Below are 20,571 nucleotides of genomic sequence, written 5' to 3'. Positions count from 1 at the left end.
CGCCAACATCGTAGCGATCCCGCGGAAGCCGCCGTTTTTGGCCACCTGAAGCACAAGCTGAAGGTGGTTCCGCCAGACACTTGCCAGTGATATGCACGCCTTGAACACTCATTCTTATGTATTCATTAACCATAGTCGGTGGCCCCGTGAATTACGCTGGCAATTCTGACGCCGCGCTTTTCTCCGACGGCCGGGGCGCCTCCTCGCACGGTCACGTGCGGCTGGAGGCGCCGCACGCCCATGCGCCGACGGACGCGATCGTCGTTCCGGACGCGCATTTTCTGTTCAACGCCGATTTCAAGCGGTCCGGCCTCGACCTGATCCTCTCGTCCGATGGGCGCGAGATGGTGCTGCCGGACTATTTCAAGGGCGAGAAACGGGCGCCCCTGGCGTCACCCGATGGTGCGCATCTAACCGGCGACCTCGTCAATGCGCTCTCCGGCGCGGTGCAGGTCAGCCAGGCCGGGGCGGCTGCGAGCGTGAGCAAGGTCATCGGCCATGTGACCAAGCTGCAGGGCACCGCGACGGTCATCCGCAACGGCGTTTCGATTCTCCTGCACAACGGCGACAACGTCGAGAAGGGCGACGTCGTCCAGTCCGGATCGGATTCGACGCTCGGCATCACCTTCATCGACGGCACCGTGTTCGGCCTGTCGTCCAATGCGCGGATGGTGCTGAATGAGATGGTGTACGACCCCAACGGGTCGAACAATTCCTCGCTGATCAGCCTCGTCGCCGGCACGATCTCGTTCGTGGCCGGCGAGACCGCCAAGCACGGCGACATGAAGGTCGACACGCCCGTGGCGACCATGGGCATTCGCGGCACGGCGGTGCTGGTCGAGATCGATTTCACAGTGCCGGGGCAGGGCAGTCTGCCCGATGCCAAGTTCCAGGTGCTGGTCGAGCCGGACGGCCACACCGGCTCCTACGTCCTGTTCGACAAGACGACGCTGCAGCCGATCGCTGTGGTGAATCAGGCCGGACAGCAGATCCAGATCAGCAACGGAATCGTGAATCAGAGCGCTGTCCCGCTCACGCCGGACATCCAGAAGCTCATCAACGACGTCTTCTCGATCAAGTTCACCGACAACACCAATCCGAAGTCGAACACCCACTTCACCGATATCGGGGTGCCGCAGACGCTGACGCCGCTGACCTTGCCCAACGGCACCAGCGCAACGCCGGTGGTTCGCGTGGTCGACGACTCCGGCCCGACGACCGGGACTGGCCAGACCGGCGAGCAGCCGTCGCACATCCCAGGTCCGCCGGACGTCAGGATTCTCGATGCTGGCGGCCGGCTGACGACGGCCTTCGGATTGATGGAGCGTGCCGGTCAGACCGGGAACGGCACCGATCTCGACACCGTTCTCAGCCGCATCAATTTCGTCGACATCAACGGCATCGACCGGCCGACGGTGTCGGTGAGCTTCAAGTCCTATGCCTACAAGAGCGCGCAGCAGACTGATGTCACGGGCTCGTTGAACGCCCTGCAACTGCAGGACGTCATGGCGACGGCCGTGAAGATCGCGGTCACGCCCGATCCGAACAACAAGAACTATGGCACGGCGACGCTGACCTATAGCGTTCCCGACAACTACTTCGACTTTCTCGCGGCAGGCGAGACGCTCACGCTGACCTACCTCGTACGCGTCGACAACAATTTCGCGCCGTCCAATGAATTCACCGTGGTGCCGATCACGATCACGGTGACGGGCACCAATGACAAGCCCGAGATCGTCGCAACCGTGCAGACGATCGCGTTCGAGGGCGGCACCAGCGTGCCCGGCGGGCCGCTGACCTCGGACGATCCGACCTCGGGCACGCTGACCTTCAAGGATGTCGACCTCACCGACAGCCATACCGTCTCGGCCAAGCTGACCGGCGCGGTTCTGGAAGGCGGCGGCAGCATTCCGCCGGCCCCACTGGCGCTGTTCGAACAGGCGCTGACGGCATCACTGGCCTCCGACAGCACCGGGAGCGGCACCGGCAAGATCAATTGGAGCTTCGCCAACCTGCCGGTCTATGTCGCGGATTTCATCCCCGCAGGCCAGACGCTGACGCTCACCTACACGGTGACCGTGACGGACTCGCAAGGCGCGACATCGACGCAGACGGTCACGGTCACGATCACCGGCACCGACGATCCGGCGGTGGTCTGGATTGCCACGACGCAGCCTGGCGAGAGCAGCGGCGGGCAGGTTCATCTGTGGAGCGACGGCGCGAACTGGGCAACCGGTCTGGCTCCGACCGCCGATGATGACGTCATCATCATCACCGATCAGCTGCACGGCCTGACGCCGGCCTTCCCGGTGAGGATCGATGACGGCGCCTACGCCTCCGCCAAATCGGTCACGCTGAATGACTTTGGCGGCGGCGCCGTCCCCGAACTCGACAATCACGGCTTGCTGACGATCGGCGGCGCGCTGACGGCCAAGGCCGACTCTCGCATCGTTAACTTCTCGGGCGCCACGATTACGGTGAATGGTTCGGCGCAGATGCTGGACCAGAGCGAGCTGCACAATGCCGGCGCTGTGGTGCTGGATGGCGGCGGCGTATTCGGGGCTGCGGCCAGCATCATCAACACCGGGACGGTCGAGCTGTCGGCTGGCACGCTGACCGTGCATGGCAACGTCGCGAATGCCGATCAGGACAGCTCCGGCTTGATCAGGGTCGACCTGGGCGCCACCCTGACACTCGACGGCGGCAGCATCGACGGCGGCACCATCCTGATCGATGGCGTGCCGATCGTTCAGAATATCGGCACGCTGGACGAAGGTGGGCAGACGCCACCGCAAGCCAACGGCCTGCTCGCCCTGAAAGACGGGGCCGAGATCAGCAATGGCGAACTGACCAATTTCGGCACGATCGATGTGTCTGGTGCCGGAAATGCCATCTCGAATGAGATCGTCACGAACGCCGGCGTGATCGACATCAAGCCGGATGGCGCGCTCGCGCTCGACGACGACACCAGCGTCGACAATACCGACGGTACGATCACGGTCGAAGACGGCGCGACGCTGACCCTCTCGCAGGCGCGCATCAGCGGCGGCACGCTGACCAATGAGTCCGGTGGAACCGTCGCCCTGACCGGCGCAGCCGCGCTGATCGGCGGCACGCTCGACAATTCCGGCATCGTCGCCGTGTCCGGCAGCGGCAATACGTTCGAAGACGAGACGATCACGAATGCGAGCGCCGCCGCGATCACTATTGCGGTGAGCAGCGCGTTGTCTCTGTCCGGCACGAGCATCGCCGGTGGCGCTATCAGCAACGACGGGACGGTCTCCGTCGATGGCGGCAGCACGATCGACGGCAGCGCCGTCGCGGGCGGCGCGCTATTGATCGGCGAGACCGGTCCGCTCGCGGAGATGACGGCCATCCTCACCGTCCAGGGTGGCGCGTCGTTGACCGGCGTCGACGTCACGATCGGCGACGGGTCGAGGCTCGAGGTCGCCGCAGAGGAGAGCGCCACCCTGGTCGGCGTCACCGTCGACAATTTCGGCACGGTCCAGGTGGACGAAGCCGCGCTGCTGCTGATCGAGCACAGCACGATCACCGGCGGCGATCTCATCAACCACGGCATCGTGCATGTCGAGACCGAGGCGGCGACCACCTTCGACAATGTCACCATCGATAACACCAATGGTCAGATCATCATCGATGAGGATGGTACGGTCCCGGTGGAATCGACCCTGGTGCTCGATGGGAGCACGACTCTCACCGGCGGCACGTTGGAAATCCGGATCGCCGGCACGCTGGAGATCGCCGGCCATGACGTGGTGACCTTGGCGGGCATGGAGGTCGCCAACGTCGGCAAAATGACCGTCGATCTCGGCGCGATCCTCGATCTCGCCGGCACCACGGTGAGCGGTGATGGCAAGCTCTATATCTATGGGGCGATCACGGCGAGCGGCACGAGTGGACTCAGCGGAACGATCTACAACGACGGCACGATCGAGATCACGGCCGGGACGTTCGAGATCAACGGCGATGTCACCGGCTCGGGACTGATCAAGGTCGATGCCGGCGCGACGCTGACCGTCGATGGTCACGTCGATCAGGTCGTCGACTTCAGCAGCAAAGGGAGCAGCGAGATTGTCATCGACGACGCCAGCTTCTCTGCCAAACTCGCCGGCCTCGGAGCAGACGACAAGATCGATCTGCAGACAATCAAATGGAGTGACGCGACGACGGCGTCCTATGATGCTGACACGGGCGTGCTCACCGTCATCGACGGCGAAGGGCACAGCATCGCTCTGACCCTCGTCGGCGATTTCAGCGACTTGCATTTCGCCGGCAGCAAAGACGCCAATGGCGGGACGTTGATCACGGTGACGGCCAAGGACGACGTGCCGGTGGTTACAGATCCCGGCAAGCCGGGTGCGTTGACCGAAACGGGGGCTCAGACGGGCTCGTCTGATCTGCAAAGCGTCACCGGGACCATTCATTTCAGCGACGTTGACCTTACCGATCGCCCGACAGCGTCGATCCTGCCTCATGCGCAGAGCGTGACATGGGTCGCGGCCGATGGGCACACCGACTTGTCCAGCCAGCTCACGCCGGAGCAGATCGCCGCGTTCGAGCAGGCGCTGCAACTGAGCCAGGGCGGCAATGCCAACAATGGCAAGGTCGGCTGGACCTATGCCATCGCCGACGGCAAGCTCGATTTTCTTGGCGCCGGGCAGACCATCAAGGTCACCACCACGGTGACGCTCGACGATCATCATGAAGGCGGGACCGCGACGTCGACGATCGTCGTCACCATCACGGGCGCCAACGATCTGCCGGTCGTGACGAGCGATGCGCAGGCGGCCGTCATCGCGGAGCGCACGGCCAAGTCAGGATCGGACCTGCCCGACACCGCGAGCGGCACCATCACTTTCACGGACGCTGATATCACCGACACGCATGTCCTGAAGGTGATCGGCGACGTCGCGACCTCGGGTAACGACGGCGGCCTGCCGTCGGACATGTCCGTGCTCAAGAGCTGGCTGTCGCTCGGCGCGCTCACCGAATCCGGCAAGGGTGCGGGGTCGCAGGCCTGGAGCTTCGCTGCCGGCGACAAGGCGTTCGACTACCTCGGCGTCGGCCAGCATGTGACGCTGACCTACATGGTTGCCATCGATGACGGCCATGGCGGCGTGGCCGAGGTGCCCGTCACCATCACCGTCAATGGTGCCGAGGATGCGCCCGTCATCACCGGTGAGACGAACCCGCCGGTCCAGACTGTCATCTTGGCAGAGCAGGCGAGGGTGCTGGCGAGCTCCGCCAAAACGAATACGGAGGGCATGCCCACCGAGACGTTCGATCACGTGTCGGAAGGCGCGATCTCCGACAATGGACGCGGCCACGGCAGCTTCTACAGCCAGGCGCTGCACGCGACGTTCACGGCCTCCGGCAATGCGGGAATCGTGCACGGCTCGTCGCCGGTATCCGCGGCGCCCTACATGGTCGACGGGGCGGACAAGACCAACTATCTCAGCATCGGCAGCCAAGCCCAGGAGACGATCACCTTCGACAGCGTCAAGAACAGCTTCGGGCTGTATTGGGGGTCGGTCGACAGCTACAACAGCATCTCGTTCTACAACGGCAACAAGCTGGTGGCGTCCTACTCGGGCAGCGACGTCGCGCCGCTGCTCGCCAATGGCGGGCAGGCGTCGCTGGCCTCGAACGGCTATGTCGAGTTTCTCGGGCTGTCGCCGTTCAACAAGGTGGTGCTCGCCAGCAGCCAGAATGCGTTCGAGCTCGACAACGTCTCGGCGGGCACCATCGCCGATCAGCCGGTGAAATTGGCGAGCGACATGTCCGGCACCTTGACGGTGCTCGACAAGGATGTCGGCGACACGCTGACCGCTTCGGTGCACGACAATGGCGTGATCAAATACAATGGCTCTCTCAGCCTGCCCTCGAATGCCCATGTCCAGGCGCTGGCCGATGCCCACGCGATCACCTTCGACAGCGCGACATCCGATGGCGGTGCCGATGTCCTGCACTGGACGTATCATCCGGCCGACGTGAACCTGGATTTCCTCAATCCCGGCGACACGCTGACCGTGACCTATCAGGCGGAGGTCAGCGACGGCCACGGCGGCACTGCGAGCAAGGCACTGACCGTCACGTTGGCCGGCAACAGCGCCTCGACGATCAACGGCACCGATCAGAACGACGATTTCGTCAATGTCGGCGGCGGTGTCACGATCTTCGGCAAGGGCGGTAACGACACCTTCGTCTTCAATCCGCATTTCGGCAGCGCCACGATCGGCGATTTCGATCTCAACAAGGACATCGTCGAGCTCGATCATTCGCTGTTCGCCAGCGTGGACGCGATGGTGGCCGCCGCGCAGTCGGCTAACAACGGCCACGACACCGTCATCACCGATGCGGCGCATGATACGCTCACGCTCAAGGGCGTGACGCTGGATCAATTCAAGGCGCATCACGACGGCTTTCACCTGGTCTGAGTCCGCGGCGTTCGGGCTGCAGGCCACGGTGTGATATCGGTTGCTGCATGAAGCGATTGAGAGCAGTTCCCCGGTGGTTTGCACGCAGGTTTGGCTATGCGCGCCTGATCTGCCTGCTGCTGCTGGTCGCGTTCGCGGCGCTGCGCGTCGCTGATCCGGCCCTGGTGCAGGAGTTGCGTCTTCGCACCTTCGATAATTTCCAGGCGCTCAGTCCGCGGCCCAAGACGGTTCGCCCGGTCACCATTGTCGACATCGACGAGAAGAGCCTCGCTGATCCCAAGCTCGGCCAGTGGCCATGGCCGCGGACGCGCATCGCCGAGATCATCGAGAAACTGACCCAGCTCGGCGCCCTTGTCATCGCCTTCGACGTCGTGTTTGCCGAGCCCGACCGGCTCAATCCGGCTATCGCGGCGGATACCTTCCCCGGTCTGGATGAGGTGACACGTGAGAAGCTGAAGGCGTTGCCGTCAAACGATCAGGTGTTCGCCGAGACCTTGCGAAGATCGCGCATCGTGCTCGGTGAGACGGCCAGCCTCGAGAAGCGCACCGATCTGGACAAGACACTGCCCGTGACCGGCTTTGCGATGCTGGGTGACCCGATCCCGTTCATGGAGCCGTTTCCTGGGCTGCTGCGCAACGTGCCGGTGATCGAGCATGCGGCGGCGGGGCGTGGCCTGTTCACGATCCCGCCCGAGCGCGACGGCATCATCCGCCGGGTGCCGATGATCATGCGGGCACAGGACGTCACGATGCTGGCGCTGAGCTTCGAGATGCTGCGGGTTCTGACTGCCACGGACACGGTGTTCGTCAAGGCTGAGGAGGGCGGCATCACCAGCCTTGGCCTGCGTGGGTTTCAGATTCCGACCGACGGCAACGGCAAGATCTGGGTGCACTACGCCAATCATGATCCATCCATCTATGTCTCTGCCATCGACGTGCTCGAGGGCCGCGTGTCACCGGAGAAGATTGCGCGGAAGCTGATCCTGATCGGCCCGTCCGCCATCGGGTTGAACGACATCAAGACCACTCCGGTGTACTCGGCCATGCCGGGCGTCGAGGTACACGCCCAGGTGCTGGAGTCGGTGCTGACAGGCTCAATTCTGACACGGCCTTATTGGGGCGTTGTGGTCGAGTTCCTTGGGGCCGTCCTGCTCGGTTTTCTCGTCATTGTGTTCGCGCCGCAGCTCGGCGCCATCACCCTGGTGATGGTTGGGGGACTGTTCGCGAGCGCGCTGCTCGGCCTCTCCTGGTACTTCTACACCCAGCACCGGCTGATGATCGACTTCACCTATCCGATGCTGTCGACAACCGCGGTCTACCTGACGCTGATCTTCGCCAATTTCGTCCGCGAGCAGGAGCAGCGCCGGCAGATGCGCTCCGTGTTCGGGCAATATCTATCGCCCGTTCTGGTCGAGCAGTTGGCGGACTCGCCGCCCAAGCTCGGCGGCGAGGAGCGCGAGATCACGGTCATGTTCTCGGACGTGCGCGGTTTCACCACGATCTCGGAGAGCTACAAGCACGATCCGCAAGGCTTGACCCAGCTCATGAACCGGTTCCTGACGCCGCTCACCGACGCCATCATCGCCCGCAAGGGCTATGTCGACAAATATATGGGCGACGCCATCATGGCGTTCTGGAACGCGCCGCTCGCCGACAAGGACCATCAGATCAACGCCTGCGAAGCCGCGCTCGACATGCTCGACCGGATCGACCGGGTGAACGGCGAGCGCGAGCAGGAGGCCGCGCATGGCGGCCACGTCTACATTCCGCTCAAGGTCGGCATCGGCCTCAACACCGGCATCGGCGTGGTCGGCAACATGGGCTCCGATCTGAAGTTCAACTATTCGGCGCTCGGCGACAGCGTCAACCTCGCCTCCCGCCTCGAAGGACAATCCAAGGAATACGGCTTCCCGATCATCGTCGGCTCGGCGACGGCCATGGCAGTCAAGGACAGGCTCGCCATCCTCGAGCTCGACTTCATCATGGTGAAGGGCAAGACCGAGCCGGAGGTGATCTATGCCATCACCGGCCGCGAGGACGTGATGCATTCCGAGCGCTTCCAGCTGCTGCGCAACCTCACCATCGAGATGCTGGCCGCCTATCGCAACTGCGACTGGGACGAGGCGCTGGCTGCAATCGAACGAGGGCGGAGGAAGGACGAGGCGAAGGAGCTGGCTAAGCTCTACGATCTCTACGAGGCGCGCATCCGCCACTATCGGGTCGATCCGCCGCCCGAGGATTGGAACGGCGCCTACGCGCTGTTGACGAAGTAGCAATCCGTCGAAGGATGGACCCGGCCGCGCTGACGGGCATGGCGCGGCGACGATGGTAATCAATTGCAGATCACATAGGCCGAATAGGGCGGGCAACGCGTGCTGCGTTTCTCCGTGCCGGGAGCGTGGCGGGCGGGACGCGACGGCGGAAGGCTCCGTTTGATACGCGGTGGCTTGCCTCCCTCGTGCGCCAGCGGCGATGGCGCGACGACGTTGCCAGGCTTCGTGGAGGATGTCTGCGCGTCCACCACCGCGATGTTGCCGGCAAGCGCGAGCGTGACGACAACGAGTTTGACTGAACGAAAGCGCCTCCGGCGCTGCAGGATCGGCACGGCGTCGGCGCGATCCAGCAGATGTCGAGCGCTTGGCGTTTGTTGCGCGGCTGCAACAGCGGGATAGGAAAGATTCGGGAGCATGTGCGTCGGATTGTACTCGTTATAGACGTGCAATACCATAATGAACCACTTAAGGTGGTAAAATGCTGCAAATGGGGGGCATTGATGCAGTCTTTCGAGGATACAAGTGCGGCTGCTCCAATGAAGGAGAAACCGGCATGGGGGCCAGTCAAGCGTTTCGCTCCGCCATATCGTTTCACTCGGCCACACTGGGGCAGCCTCATCGCGGCGGCAGCGTGTGTGCTTGGGGCCAGCGGGGTGTCCGCTGCGGATCTTCCGGTCAAGGCGCCGCCGGCGCCGGTTTCGCTGTGGGAGTTCGAGGTCGGCGCTCGCTATTTCTACAGTTCGGGCCGTACCCGTTACACGCTGGGTGATCCTTTCGTCGCAGGCCAGATCAATTCCCAGCTGACCTACAAGAATCTCAACAGCCATGCCGGCGAAGGCTTCGCCAGGGTCGATCACAATGTCGGCTTCTTCGCCAAGGGCTTTGCTGGCGGCGGAAACATCTTCAGCGGCACGCTCAACGACGAAGACTATCCGCCGGCAGTCATTCCATACTCAAACACGGTCAGCGACGTGAACAGCGGCAGGCTGTGGTACGGCACGATCGACGCCGGCTACAATTTCTGGAGAGGGCCTGCGTTCAAGGTCGGCGCCTTCATCGGCTACAACCATTTCTATGAGACCGTTAACGCGTACGGATGTACTCAGGTCGCGACCAACCCGTTCATCTGTGGTCTCGCTCCGGTTGCCGGAGGCGTGCTGGTGCTCAGCAAGACCGAGAACTGGGACTCGCTTCGTGTGGGGTTGAACGGCGTCTTCCATCTGGGTCAGAACTGGAACGTCACCCTCGATGGCGCCGTTCTGCCCTATGTCCGGCTGAGCGGATTCGATAATCATTGGCTGCGGCCCGACATCAATCCGCTTCCGCAATCCGGAAACGGCTGGGGCTATCAGCTCGAAGGTATCGTGTCTTACGACGTGACGAGAAACTTCAGCGTCGGTCTCGGGGGGCGCTATTGGTACGCTCGGACGACATCCGGGACCACGCAATTCCCGGGCGTCCCGGGATCGCCCACGACATTCAGCTACGAGCGGTACGGCGGCTTTCTCCAAGCATCATACAAATTTGACTCGGGCGCGTTCGTCGTCGGCAAATGACATATTGGCTGTTGTGCTGAAGAAGAAGCCCGGCAGACGGCCGGGCTTCTTTGCGAGTGCGACGGCAACCGGCGCCGAACCGCTACTCCACGCCGATCGTGGTCAGGTCCTGGAACCAGTGCTGGGCCTGCACGAACTTCTTCACTTTGGGCGACAGCGCGTGCGGGTTGGTGTCGTGCACGACCCACACCAGCGCGGCATCGTCGACGACCAGCGCATGCGCCTGTGCGATCAGCTCGTCCTGCTTCGCCGGATCGAAGGTCTGCTTCGCCTCGCTGATCAGCGCATCGACCTTCGGGTTCTTGTAGCCGCCCCAGTTGACGCCCGTGGGCGCGATCTGGTCGGAGGCGAAGAAGCGCACGATCGCGTAGAGCGGATCGGAGGTCACATAGGCGATGTTGTTGGCGGTGATGCCGGCGTTCATCTCGTCGGCGGCGCCCTTGCGCCAATGCGTGTACAGCGTCTCCAGCTCGACGACCTTGAAGTCGATGTCGATGCCGATCTCCTTGAAGCTCTGCTGCAGATATTCGTTCATCGGCAGCGACAGCATCTGGCCCGTGCCGCCCTGTGCGATGATGAAGGTCGTCTTCAGCGGCTTGTCCTTGGAGTAGCCGGCATCCTCGACCAGCTTCTTTGCTGCGGCGAGATCATATTTCAGGTCGAAGGTGGGCTTGCCGAACCACGGGCTCGACGGGTCGACCTGGCCCTTGGCGGGCTTCGCCAGGCCGTTCATCAGACCGACCACCTCGTCGCGATTGATCGCGAGGTTGAGCGCCTTGCGCAGCCGGATGTCGGTCCAGGGCGATCCCGGCAGAACGCTGAGATGATAGTTCCAGACGTGCGGCGTGACGTTGTCGACCAGCTTCATGCCGGCGGCCTTGAGCTGCGGCACGGCGTCGGGCGCCGGCGTCTCGATCAGATCGACTTGGCCGGCGAGCAGCGCGTTGGTGCGCGTCAGCGCCTCCGGCATCGGTACCAGCACGAGCTTGTCCGTCTTCGGGATGCGGTCCTTGTTCCAATATTCGGAATTCTTCGAAAGCTCCGCGAGCTCCCGCGGTACCAGCTTGGTCAGCTTGAACGGACCGGTGCCCGAGGGCTGGCTGGCGAACTTGTCCCAGTCCTTGCCGAGCTTCTCGTATTGCGCCGGGCTCGAAATCAGGAACCACAGCATCTGATAGGGGAAGAACGAGTCGACCGTCTTGGTCGTGATCTCGATCGTGGAGTCGTCGATCTTGGCGTAGCTCGCCACCGACGGAAGCCGCGTCTTCACCTGCGCGCTCTGCCGCTTGTCGAACTGGGGTGCCTTATCGTTGAGCACCTTGTCCAGATTCCAGATCACCGCGTCGGCATTGAAGTCGCTGCCGTCGTGGAACTTGACGCCCTTGCGCAGGGTGAAGCGCCACTTCGTCTTGTCGGCGTCGTCGACCTTCCATTCGCTGGCGAGGCCCGGAACGAGCCTGCCCGGTTTGTCGGCGACGCTCATGTCCCAGGCCACTAGCGGATCATAGATCGTGTAGCCGGTAAACTGATAGGCGCCGGCGCCGCGATCGGGCTGGCCCGTCGTCAGCGGAATGTCCGCCATCGAGATGCCGTAACGCAGGACAGTTTCGGCGCGCGCGGCAACCATGGAGAGGCCGAGGGCAAGCGCCGTGGCGAGCAGGGACAATCTAGTACGCATCAGGATGAAGCTCCGTGGGGACCCGGATCAAATTCGATGCCAAAATCCTGCAATCCGGGTGCCAAAGCTCAAAACGGATCATTTGAGTACAAACGTTGTGACCTCGCGTCGCAGGGCGACGGTCCGGCGCAGCGCTGGCATAGCCGTTGCATAACGCTGCACAGAATTTAGCCAGCTGATCGGAGATAAGATCGTGCTCTCGCGTATTGCGACTTCAATCGACAAACATGCAGCCGTTGCGGCCGCGATGATGACGACCGTAGCGGTCCTCGCGCTACCGGCAACGGCCGGCGCGGAATCGGTGCTGCGCATCGGCATGACTGCGGCAGACATTCCGCGGACGCTCGGCCAGCCCGATCAGGGCTTCGAGGGCAACCGTTTCACCGGCCTCACGATGTACGACGCGCTGACGATGTGGGATCTGTCGTCGGCGGACAAGCCGAGCGTCGTCATTCCCGGCCTCGCCAGCGAGTGGAAGGTCGACGAGTCCGACAAGACCAAGTGGACGTTCAAGCTGCGTCCCGGCGTCACCTTCCATGACGGCGCGCCGTTCAATGCCGACGCCGTGGTGTGGAACGTCGAGAAGGTGCTGAAGCAGGACGCGCCGCAGTTCGATCCGAGCCAGGTCGGCGTCACCGCCTCGCGCATGCCGACGCTGGCGTCGGCGCGCAAGATCGACGATCTCACCGTCGAGCTCACGACCAAGGAGCCGGACAGCTTCCTGCCGATCAATCTCACCAATCTGTTCATGGCGAGCCCGACGAAGTGGCAGAAGCTCTATGAGTCCGCGACCGGCGCCGACGACAAGGCGAAGTCGCAAGCCGCCTGGGCCGCCTTCGCCAAGGACGCCTCAGGCACCGGTCCGTGGAAGATGGCGAAGTTCACGCCACGCGAGCGGCTGGAGCTCGTCAGGAACGAGGCCTACTGGGACAAGGCACGCATTCCCAAGTCCGACAAGATGATCCTGCTGCCGATGCCGGAGGCGAACGCGCGCACCGCGGCGCTGCTGTCCGGCCAGGTCGACTGGGTCGAGGCGCCGGCGCCTGATGCGCTGCCCGAGATCAAGCAGCGCGGCTTCAAGCTCTACGCCAATGAGCAGCCGCATGTCTGGCCGTGGCAGTTCTCGCGCATCGAAGGCTCGCCGTGGAACGACATCCGCGTCCGCAAGGCCGCCAATCTCTGCGTCGATCGCGAGGGTCTGCGCGACGGGCTGCTTGCCGGCCTGATGGTGCCGGCGACCGGCACGTTCGAGAAGGGCCATCCCTGGCGCGGCAACGTCACCTTCGAGATCAAATACGACAAGGCGGCCGCGCAGAAGCTGATGCAGGAGGCGGGCTTCGGGCCGAACAAGAAGCTCGAGGTCAAGATCCAGACCTCGGCGTCGGGCTCGGGCCAGATGCAGCCGCTGCCGATGAACGAATACCTGCAGCAGGCGCTGGCGGAGTGCTATTTCGACGTCAAGCTCGACGTCATCGAGTGGAATACGCTGTTCACCAACTGGCGGCGCGGCGCTAAGGATCCGTCCGCCAACGGCGCCAACGCCACCAACGTGACCTATGCTGCGATGGATCCGTTCTTCGCGCTGGTGCGCTTCCTGCAGTCGTCGATGGCGCCTCCCGTCTCCAACAATTGGGGCTTCATCAACAATCCGAAGTTTGATGAGCTGGTGAAGAAGGCGCGCCAGACCTTCGATCCCACCGAGCGTGACAAGGCTCTGGCGGAGCTGCATGCGGCTTCGGTCGATGACGCCGCGTTCCTCTACGTGGCGCATGACGTCGGTCCGCGCGCGATGAGCCCGAAGGTGAAAGGCGTGGTGCAGCCGAAGAGCTGGTTCATCGACTTCTCGCCGATCTCGGTGGAGCCGTAAGCATCCACCATCTACACTTCATCATGGCCGGGCTTGACCCGGCCATCCATGCTTGACCCGCGGAGGGAGCGGTGTGGATGCCCGGGCCTTCGCCGCGCCGAAGCGGCTTCGGCCGCGCAGGCGGGTCAAGCCCGGGCATGACGATCGATAGACTTTCAGTAAGGTGACTCGTGCTTTCTTATGCTGCCAGGCGGATGGTCTATGCGATCCCGATCATCATCGGCGTAGCGCTGGTCTGCTTCATGCTCGTTCACATCACGCCCGGTGATCCGCTCGTCGCGGTGCTGCCGGCCGACGCGTCGCAGGAGCTCGCGCAGCAGCTGCGCGTCGCCTACGGCTTCGACAAGCCGCTGCCGGTGCAGTTCGGGCTGTGGCTGTGGCGCGCCGTCAATGGCGATCTCGGCAGCTCGATCGCGACCGGCCGGCCCGTGCTCGCCGAGGTGCTGCGCGCGGTGTCCAACACCGTGACCCTGGCGATCGCAGCGGCCATCATCGGCTTCTCGCTCGGCCTGTTTTTCGGCCTCGTCGCTGGCTATTTCCGCGACAGCTGGATCGACAAGGTCGCGACCTCGATCGCGATCGCCGGCGTGTCGGTGCCGCATTACTGGCTCGGCATGGTCTTGGTCATCATCTTCTCGGTCGAGTTGAACTGGCTGCCCGCGGTTGGCGCCGGTCCGTCCGGCTCGGGCGCATGGTCGTGGGACTGGGCCCATATCCGCTTCCTGGTCCTGCCCGCGATCACAACATCGGTGATTCCGATGGGCATCATCACCCGCACCGTGCGCGCGCTGACCGGCGACATCCTCAGCCAGGATTTCGTCGAGGCGTTGCGCGCGAAGGGCCTGCGCGAAACCCAGGTGTTCCGCCATGTGCTGAAGAACGCCGCGCCGACCGCGCTGGCGGTCATGGGCCTGCAGCTCGGCTACATGCTGGGCGGCTCGATCCTGATCGAGACGGTGTTCTCTTGGCCCGGCTCGGGCCTGCTGTTGAACTCGGCGATCTTCCAGCGTGACCTTCCGCTCTTGCAGGGCACGATCCTGGTGCTGGCGATGTTCTTCGTCATCCTCAATCTCGTGGTCGACATCGCGCAGGCCGCGATCGATCCGCGCATCAAGCGAGGCTAACGATGAGCGTCAGTCCCCCCGGCGCCATCGACGACGCCTCGCTGCAGGCCGCGCCGGTCGCGAACGCACGCGGCTATTGGGCGACCGTCGGTCGCCGGATCGTCCGCGACAAGGTCAGCATGGTCTGCGTCGCGATCCTGCTGCTGATCTTTCTCTCGGCGCTATCAGCGCCCTATCTGCATCTCGCTGATCCCTATCAGGGCTCGATGATCCGGCGCCTGCGCCACATCGGCACGCCGAACTATCCGCTCGGCACCGACGAGCTGGGACGCGACATGCTGGCGCGGCTGATCTATGGCGGCCGGCTGTCGCTGCTGATCGGCATCTCGCCGGTCATTCTCGCGTTCGGCATCGGCACCATGCTGGGCCTCGTCGCCGGCTATGTCGGCGGCTGGGTCAACACCGCGATCATGCGCACCATCGATGTGTTCTACGCGTTCCCCTCGGTGCTGCTGGCGATCGCGATCTCCGGCGCACTCGGCGCCGGCATCACCAACTCCATCGTCTCCTTGACCATCGTGTTCGTGCCGCAGATCACCCGCGTCGCCGAGAGCGTCACCACGGGCGTGCGAAACCGCGACTTTGTCGAGGCTGCGCGGGCCTCCGGCGCGAATGCCTTCACGATCATGCGCGCGCATATGCTCGGCAATGTGCTCGGGCCGATCTTCGTCTACGCGACCGGCCTGATCTCGGTGTCGATGATCCTCGCCGCCGGTCTCTCCTTCCTCGGCCTCGGTACCAAGCCGCCGGAGCCGGAATGGGGCCTGATGCTGAACACCTTGCGTACCGCGATCTACGTCAACCCCTGGGTGGCGGCGCTGCCCGGCGTGATGATCTTCGCGGTCTCGATCTGCTTCAATCTGCTGAGCGACGGCCTGCGCAGTGCGATGGATATCCGGAGCTGATGGGCATGGCCATTTTAAACAACGGTCGAACGGCATCGGCAGTGCACCTCTCCCCGCCTGCGGGGAGAGGTCGGATCGCATCGCAAGATGCGATCCGGGTGAGGGGGTACAGGTCTCACCACATACACTTCCCGTGCGGCTGCCCCTCACCCCAACCCTCTCCCCGTAAGAACGGGGAGAGGGAGCGCAGCGGCATCTGCCGCACCTACCTGGGTCTATCGCTATGAGTGAAGCAACAGCTGTCATGGGTCTTGCCCCGATCGAGGATCTCGGCGGCAAGGCGCAGCCATTGCTGCGCGTTGATGGGCTCACGAAGCACTTCCCGGTGCGCGGTGGCCTGTTCGGCGCGCGCAAGACGGTGCGCGCGGTCGATGATGTCTCGTTCGCGATCGGCAAGGGCGAGACGGTCGGCATCGTCGGCGAGTCCGGCTGTGGCAAGTCGACGACGGCGCGGCTCCTGATGCATCTGATGGACCGCGATGCCGGCGAGATCATCTTCGACGGCCGGCAGGTCGGCCAAGAGATGTCCCTGCGCGAGCTGCGCCGCGGCATGCAGATGGTGTTCCAGGACTCCTATGCTTCGCTCAATCCGCGACTGACGATCGAGGAGTCGATCGCGTTCGGGCCGAAGGTGCACGGCATGGCGGATGGCGCGGCGCGCGCGCTTGCCCGCGATCTGCTCGGCAAGGTCGGGCTGCGGCCCGAAACCTTCGCCAACCGCTATCCGCACGAGATCTCCGGCGGCCAGCGCCAGCGTGTCAACATCGCGCGCGCGCTGGCTCTCTCGCCACGGCTCGTCATCCTCGACGAGGCGGTGTCGGCGCTCGACAAGTCGGTCGAGGCGCAGGTGCTGAACCTGCTGATGGACTTGAAACGCGAGTTCGGCTTGACCTATCTGTTCATCAGCCACGACCTCAACGTCATCAACTACATCTCCGACCGCGTGCTGGTGATGTATCTCGGCGAGGTCGTCGAGCTCGGCCCGGTCGAGCAGGTCTGGGCCAAGCCGGCGCATCCCTATACACGGGCGCTGCTGGCGGCGATGCCGTCCTCCGATCCCGACAGGCGCACGGAGGTGCCGCCGCTGTCCGGGGATCCGCCCAATCCGATCGATCCGCCCGCCGGCTGCCGCTTCCACACCCGCTGTCCATTTGCCGAGGCGCCATGCGCGAATGTCGCGCCAAGGTTGACGGAGCTGGATACAATGGGCCATCAGGCCGCCTGCCACATGGCGATCCCCGGCTCGGGACACAGCCGGGCGCCGGCCGCCTGACGAGCGGACACCAGCAGCGAGAAGCGTCAATGACCAGACCCACGCCCCAGCAAGTCCAAGCCATCGCGGAGGCCTCCGGCCTGCCCGTCGACAAGGAGGTTGCGACCCGGATCGCCGACTCGATCGGACCGGCCTTCGACAACTTCGCGGCCGTTGCCGGCACCCTGCCGTTCGACCTGGAGCCGGCGAGCTACGTCGTGGCGCAGACGCTGAAGGTGGGCCGATGAGCACCGAACCTGCCTTGATGACCCTGATGGACGTCGCGAAGGCGATCGCGGACAGGAAGCTCTCTTCGGTCGAGGTGACGCGCTCCTGTCTGCATCGCATTGCGCAGTGGCAGCCGAAGCTGAACGCCTTCATGGCGATCGAGTCCGAGCCGGCGCTGAAGGCCGCCGCCGAGGCCGATGCCGCGCTTGCCAAGGACGGCCCCAAGGGGCCGCTGCACGGCGTTCCGCTCGCGCACAAGGACATGTATTACGAGGCCGGCCACATCTCGACCTGCGGCTCGCTGATCCGGCGCGACTTCGTCGCAACGACGACCTCGACCGCGCTGCAGCGGCTGAAGGATGCCGGTTCGATCCGGCTCGGCACCTTGCAGATGGCCGAATTCGCCTACGGCCCGACCGGGCACAACGCGCATTACGGTCCGGTGCACAATCCCTGGAAGCTCGGCTACGTCACCGGCGGCTCGTCGTCCGGCTCCGGCTCGGCGGTCGGCGCGCGCCTGACCTTCGCGGCGCTCGGCTCCGACACCGGCGGCTCGATCCGCATGCCCGCGAATTTCTGCGGCGTCACCGGCCTGAAGGTGACCTGGGGCCGCGTCAGCCGCGCCGGTGCGATGCCGCTGTCGCAATCGCTCGACACGGTCGGGCCGCTGGCGCAGACGGCGGAGGATTGTGCGCTGATTCTCGGGCTGATGGCTGGTCCCGATCCCGAGGATCCCACCGCCAGCGCGGCGCCCGTGTCGGACTATGTCGCCGCCACCCAGGCCTCGATCAAGGGTCTCAGGATCGGCGTGCCCAAGGCGTTCTATGTCGACGACCTCGATCCTGAGGTGGCGCGCTGTCTCGATGCGACGATCGCGGTGCTGAAGACCGAGGGCGCCGATGTGGTTCAGGTCGAGCTGCCGGATCAGCGCCAGCTCACCGCAGCCTGCCAGCTCGTGCTCGCGGTCGAAGCGGCGGCCTTCCATCAGCGCTGGATGATCGAGCGTCCGCAGGACTATGGCCCGCAGGTGCTGATGCGGCTGCAGAACGCTCTGGCCGTCTCCGGCGTCGCCTATCTCGAAGCGTTGCGCTGGCGCGGTGCGGCCCTGGCGGCGCATGTCGCGGCAACCTCCGGCGTCGATGCCGTGATCGCGCCGGTGTCGCCGCTGGTGACGCCGTCGATCGCCGACAGCGATGTCGGCGGCGCGCCCGGCGCGGAAGCCGTGATCCAGCGCATCACCCGCTTCACGCGCCCGGTGAACTATCTCGGCCTGCCGTCGCTGGCGATCCCGACCGGCTTCACGTCGACGGGACTTCCGGTCGGCATGCAATTGATCGGCCGCTCCTTCGATGAAGCCACCATCCTGACCATCGGCGCCGCGTTCCAGCGCGCGACGGATTTCCACGCCAGGGTGCCGACGCTGCCATGAAGCGTAGCGCTCGCTCCTCACATTCGGTGTCGTCCCGGCCAAGCCTGACGTCGCGCAGCGACGGCAGGCGCAGAGCCGGGATCCATAGCCACCGGCCGTCGTTTTGCGATGGCTCGGAGTGGCGATGGTGCCGCAATTGTGGATCGGGAGTATGGGTCCCGGGTCGGCGCGCGACGGCGCGTTGCGCCGCCGTGCTTGCCCGGGACGACACCGAGTTTGTCAGGATCAGATTGCCATGACCAACCTCGTCGAGATCGACAATCTCACCATCCGCTTCACCGGCGAGCGCACGGTGCATGCGGTGAACGATGTCAGCCTGTCGCTCGGCGATGGCGAGGTGCTCGGGCTGCTCGGCGAGTCCGGCTCGGGCAAGAGCGTAACGATGCGGGCGCTGATGCGGTTGTTGCCGAAGAAGCGCACCCAGATCGCAGGCCACGTCAAGGTGCTGGGGCGGGACGTGCTGGCGATGAGCGATGACGAGCTGTCGCAGTTTCGCGGCCGCTCGGTGTCGATGATCTTCCAGGAGCCGGGGCTGGCGCTCGATCCGGTCTATACGATCGGCCGGCAGATCGCCGAGACCGTGATGCGCCACGAGGGCAAGAGCTACGTGGAAGCCTCCGCGCGGGCGCTGGAGATGCTCGACGTCGTCCGCATTCCCTCGGCCAAGCGGCGGCTGGAGTCCTACCCGCACGAGATGTCCGGCGGCATGCGGCAGCGCGCGATGATCGCGCTGGCGCTGGCGTGCCGGCCGAAGGTGCTGCTCGCCGACGAGCCCACCACCGCGCTCGACGCCACTGTTCAGATCCAGATCCTGCTGCTGCTGCGCGAGCTGCAGCGCGAGTTCGGCATGTCCGTCATCTTCGTCACCCACGACATCGGCGTCGCCATCGAGATCTGCGACCGCGTTGCCGTGATGTATGCCGGAGAGATCGTGGAGCAGGGCAGCTTGCGCGATATCGTCCGCCAGCCCGTGCACCCCTATGCCCGGGGCCTGCTGGCTTCGACCATTCACGGCGCAAAACGCGGCGAGCGGCTGCAGACCATCCCGGGCACGCCGCCCTCGCTCGACCAGGCGCCGCGGAGCTGCTCGTTCGCACCGCGCTGCGGCCTGGCGCAGCCGCGCTGCGCGGAGGCGCCACCGCCGAACGTCGCGCTCGGCCCGCAGCGGCTGGCGCGCTGCATCCTCGCGGAAGCTTCGGCAAGTGTGGCGGCGACGTAACGGTCGGCCCGAAACGCTCCATTCCCAGCCAGGAACTGCGCATCGCGTGTCGAAGCGTCGCGGCCGCCTCGCTAAGATGCCGTGGCGCGGCCTCGATCGGCCGCGCCGGTTGAGGACATGCCATGCACGTATCGAACGAAGGTATCTTGGTCATCCTATTCGTCGGTCTGATCGCCGGCTGGCTGGCCGGCAAGATCGTCCGCGGCACGGGTTTCGGCCTGATCGGCGACATCGTGATCGGCGTGCTCGGCGCCCTGGTCGCGAGCCTGATCTTCCCGCGGCTCGGAATCCGGATCGGGACCGGCCTCGTCTCAGAAATCGTCTATTCCGCGCTCGGCGCCATCATTCTCCTGCTGGTGGTGCGGCTGGTGCGGACCGGCGGGCGGCTCTAGGGCTCGCGATCCTGCGCGGCTGAACGTTTGCACCGGGCTATGCGACATACCCGAACACATCACTAATTTACGCTAAAGTGAGCATCGTTGGACGCTCACCGCGGGAATCAGTATATTTCGCCTTGTTTACCGCCAGTTTGTGCCTTTGATCGGCGGTCATGCAGCTCATTTGATCAATTGAAGAGATGGT

At 64.4% G+C, this 20,571-nt stretch carries 13 protein-coding genes; 11 read left to right on the top strand and 2 right to left on the bottom strand.

The window, feature by feature from the left end; genetic code table 11:
* The first annotated feature begins 146 nt into the window (after positions 1-146).
* Positions 147-6,458 (top strand): VCBS domain-containing protein, encoded by a 6,312-nt coding sequence (locus QW845_RS30570; RefSeq protein WP_315805226.1) that lies wholly within the window; start codon positions 147-149, stop codon positions 6,456-6,458.
* 47 nt (positions 6,459-6,505) lie between these two features.
* Positions 6,506-8,731: an adenylate/guanylate cyclase domain-containing protein gene (locus QW845_RS30565; protein ID WP_315805225.1), complete on the top strand. Its 2,226-nt coding sequence runs from the start codon at positions 6,506-6,508 to the stop codon at positions 8,729-8,731.
* Between the two features lie 59 nt (positions 8,732-8,790).
* Here QW845_RS30565 and QW845_RS30560 read toward each other — a convergent pair whose 3' ends face one another.
* Positions 8,791-9,186, bottom strand: coding sequence for a hypothetical protein (locus tag QW845_RS30560; protein WP_315805224.1), 396 nt, complete (start codon positions 9,184-9,186; stop codon positions 8,791-8,793).
* An 81-nt stretch (positions 9,187-9,267) separates the two neighbouring features.
* Between QW845_RS30560 and QW845_RS30555 the strand changes: the two genes are divergently transcribed.
* Complete coding sequence (locus QW845_RS30555) at positions 9,268-10,287, top strand: hypothetical protein (RefSeq protein WP_315805223.1); 1,020 nt, start codon at positions 9,268-9,270, stop codon at positions 10,285-10,287.
* 82 nt (positions 10,288-10,369) lie between these two features.
* On the opposite strand, the gene QW845_RS30550 is transcribed toward QW845_RS30555, so the two are convergent.
* Entirely contained in the window at positions 10,370-11,965 is a 1,596-nt protein-coding gene (locus QW845_RS30550) for an ABC transporter substrate-binding protein (RefSeq protein ID WP_315805222.1), read from the bottom strand.
* Between the two features lie 247 nt (positions 11,966-12,212).
* Here QW845_RS30550 and QW845_RS30545 point away from each other — a divergent pair, with 247 nt between their 5' ends.
* The 8 genes from QW845_RS30545 (at position 12,213) to QW845_RS30510 (ending at position 20,381) form a co-directional block, all read left to right on the top strand.
* The gene (locus tag QW845_RS30545; RefSeq protein WP_315805221.1) at positions 12,213-13,832 is read left to right on the top strand and encodes an ABC transporter substrate-binding protein; all 1,620 of its coding nucleotides are present in this window, start codon (positions 12,213-12,215) and stop codon (positions 13,830-13,832) included.
* A gap of 170 nt (positions 13,833-14,002) precedes the next feature.
* Positions 14,003-14,956, top strand: a complete 954-nt coding sequence (locus tag QW845_RS30540) for an ABC transporter permease (protein WP_315805220.1) — start codon at positions 14,003-14,005, stop codon at positions 14,954-14,956.
* Positions 14,957-14,958: 2 nt separating this feature from the next.
* Positions 14,959-15,861: an ABC transporter permease gene (locus QW845_RS30535; RefSeq protein ID WP_315805219.1), complete on the top strand. Its 903-nt coding sequence runs from the start codon at positions 14,959-14,961 to the stop codon at positions 15,859-15,861.
* A gap of 223 nt (positions 15,862-16,084) precedes the next feature.
* Complete coding sequence (locus tag QW845_RS30530) at positions 16,085-17,134, top strand: oligopeptide/dipeptide ABC transporter ATP-binding protein (RefSeq protein WP_315805218.1); 1,050 nt, start codon at positions 16,085-16,087, stop codon at positions 17,132-17,134.
* Positions 17,135-17,163: 29 nt separating this feature from the next.
* Positions 17,164-17,361, top strand: a complete 198-nt coding sequence (locus tag QW845_RS30525) for a hypothetical protein (protein WP_315805217.1) — start codon at positions 17,164-17,166, stop codon at positions 17,359-17,361.
* Positions 17,358-18,770, top strand: coding sequence for an amidase (locus QW845_RS30520; RefSeq protein ID WP_315805216.1), 1,413 nt, complete (start codon positions 17,358-17,360; stop codon positions 18,768-18,770). The genes QW845_RS30525 and QW845_RS30520 overlap by 4 nt, the downstream gene beginning before the upstream one ends.
* A 235-nt stretch (positions 18,771-19,005) precedes the next feature.
* Positions 19,006-19,989 (top strand): ABC transporter ATP-binding protein, encoded by a 984-nt coding sequence (locus QW845_RS30515; RefSeq protein ID WP_315805215.1) that lies wholly within the window; start codon positions 19,006-19,008, stop codon positions 19,987-19,989.
* A gap of 122 nt (positions 19,990-20,111) precedes the next feature.
* Positions 20,112-20,381: a GlsB/YeaQ/YmgE family stress response membrane protein gene (locus QW845_RS30510; RefSeq protein WP_315805214.1), complete on the top strand. Its 270-nt coding sequence runs from the start codon at positions 20,112-20,114 to the stop codon at positions 20,379-20,381.
* Positions 20,382-20,571: the final 190 nt, after the last annotated feature.

The organism is Bradyrhizobium sp. SZCCHNS3002 (assembly GCF_032377435.1).
Classification (GTDB): Bacteria; Pseudomonadota; Alphaproteobacteria; order Rhizobiales; family Xanthobacteraceae; genus Bradyrhizobium.
This window is presented reverse-complemented; position numbering and strand designations above follow the sequence as displayed.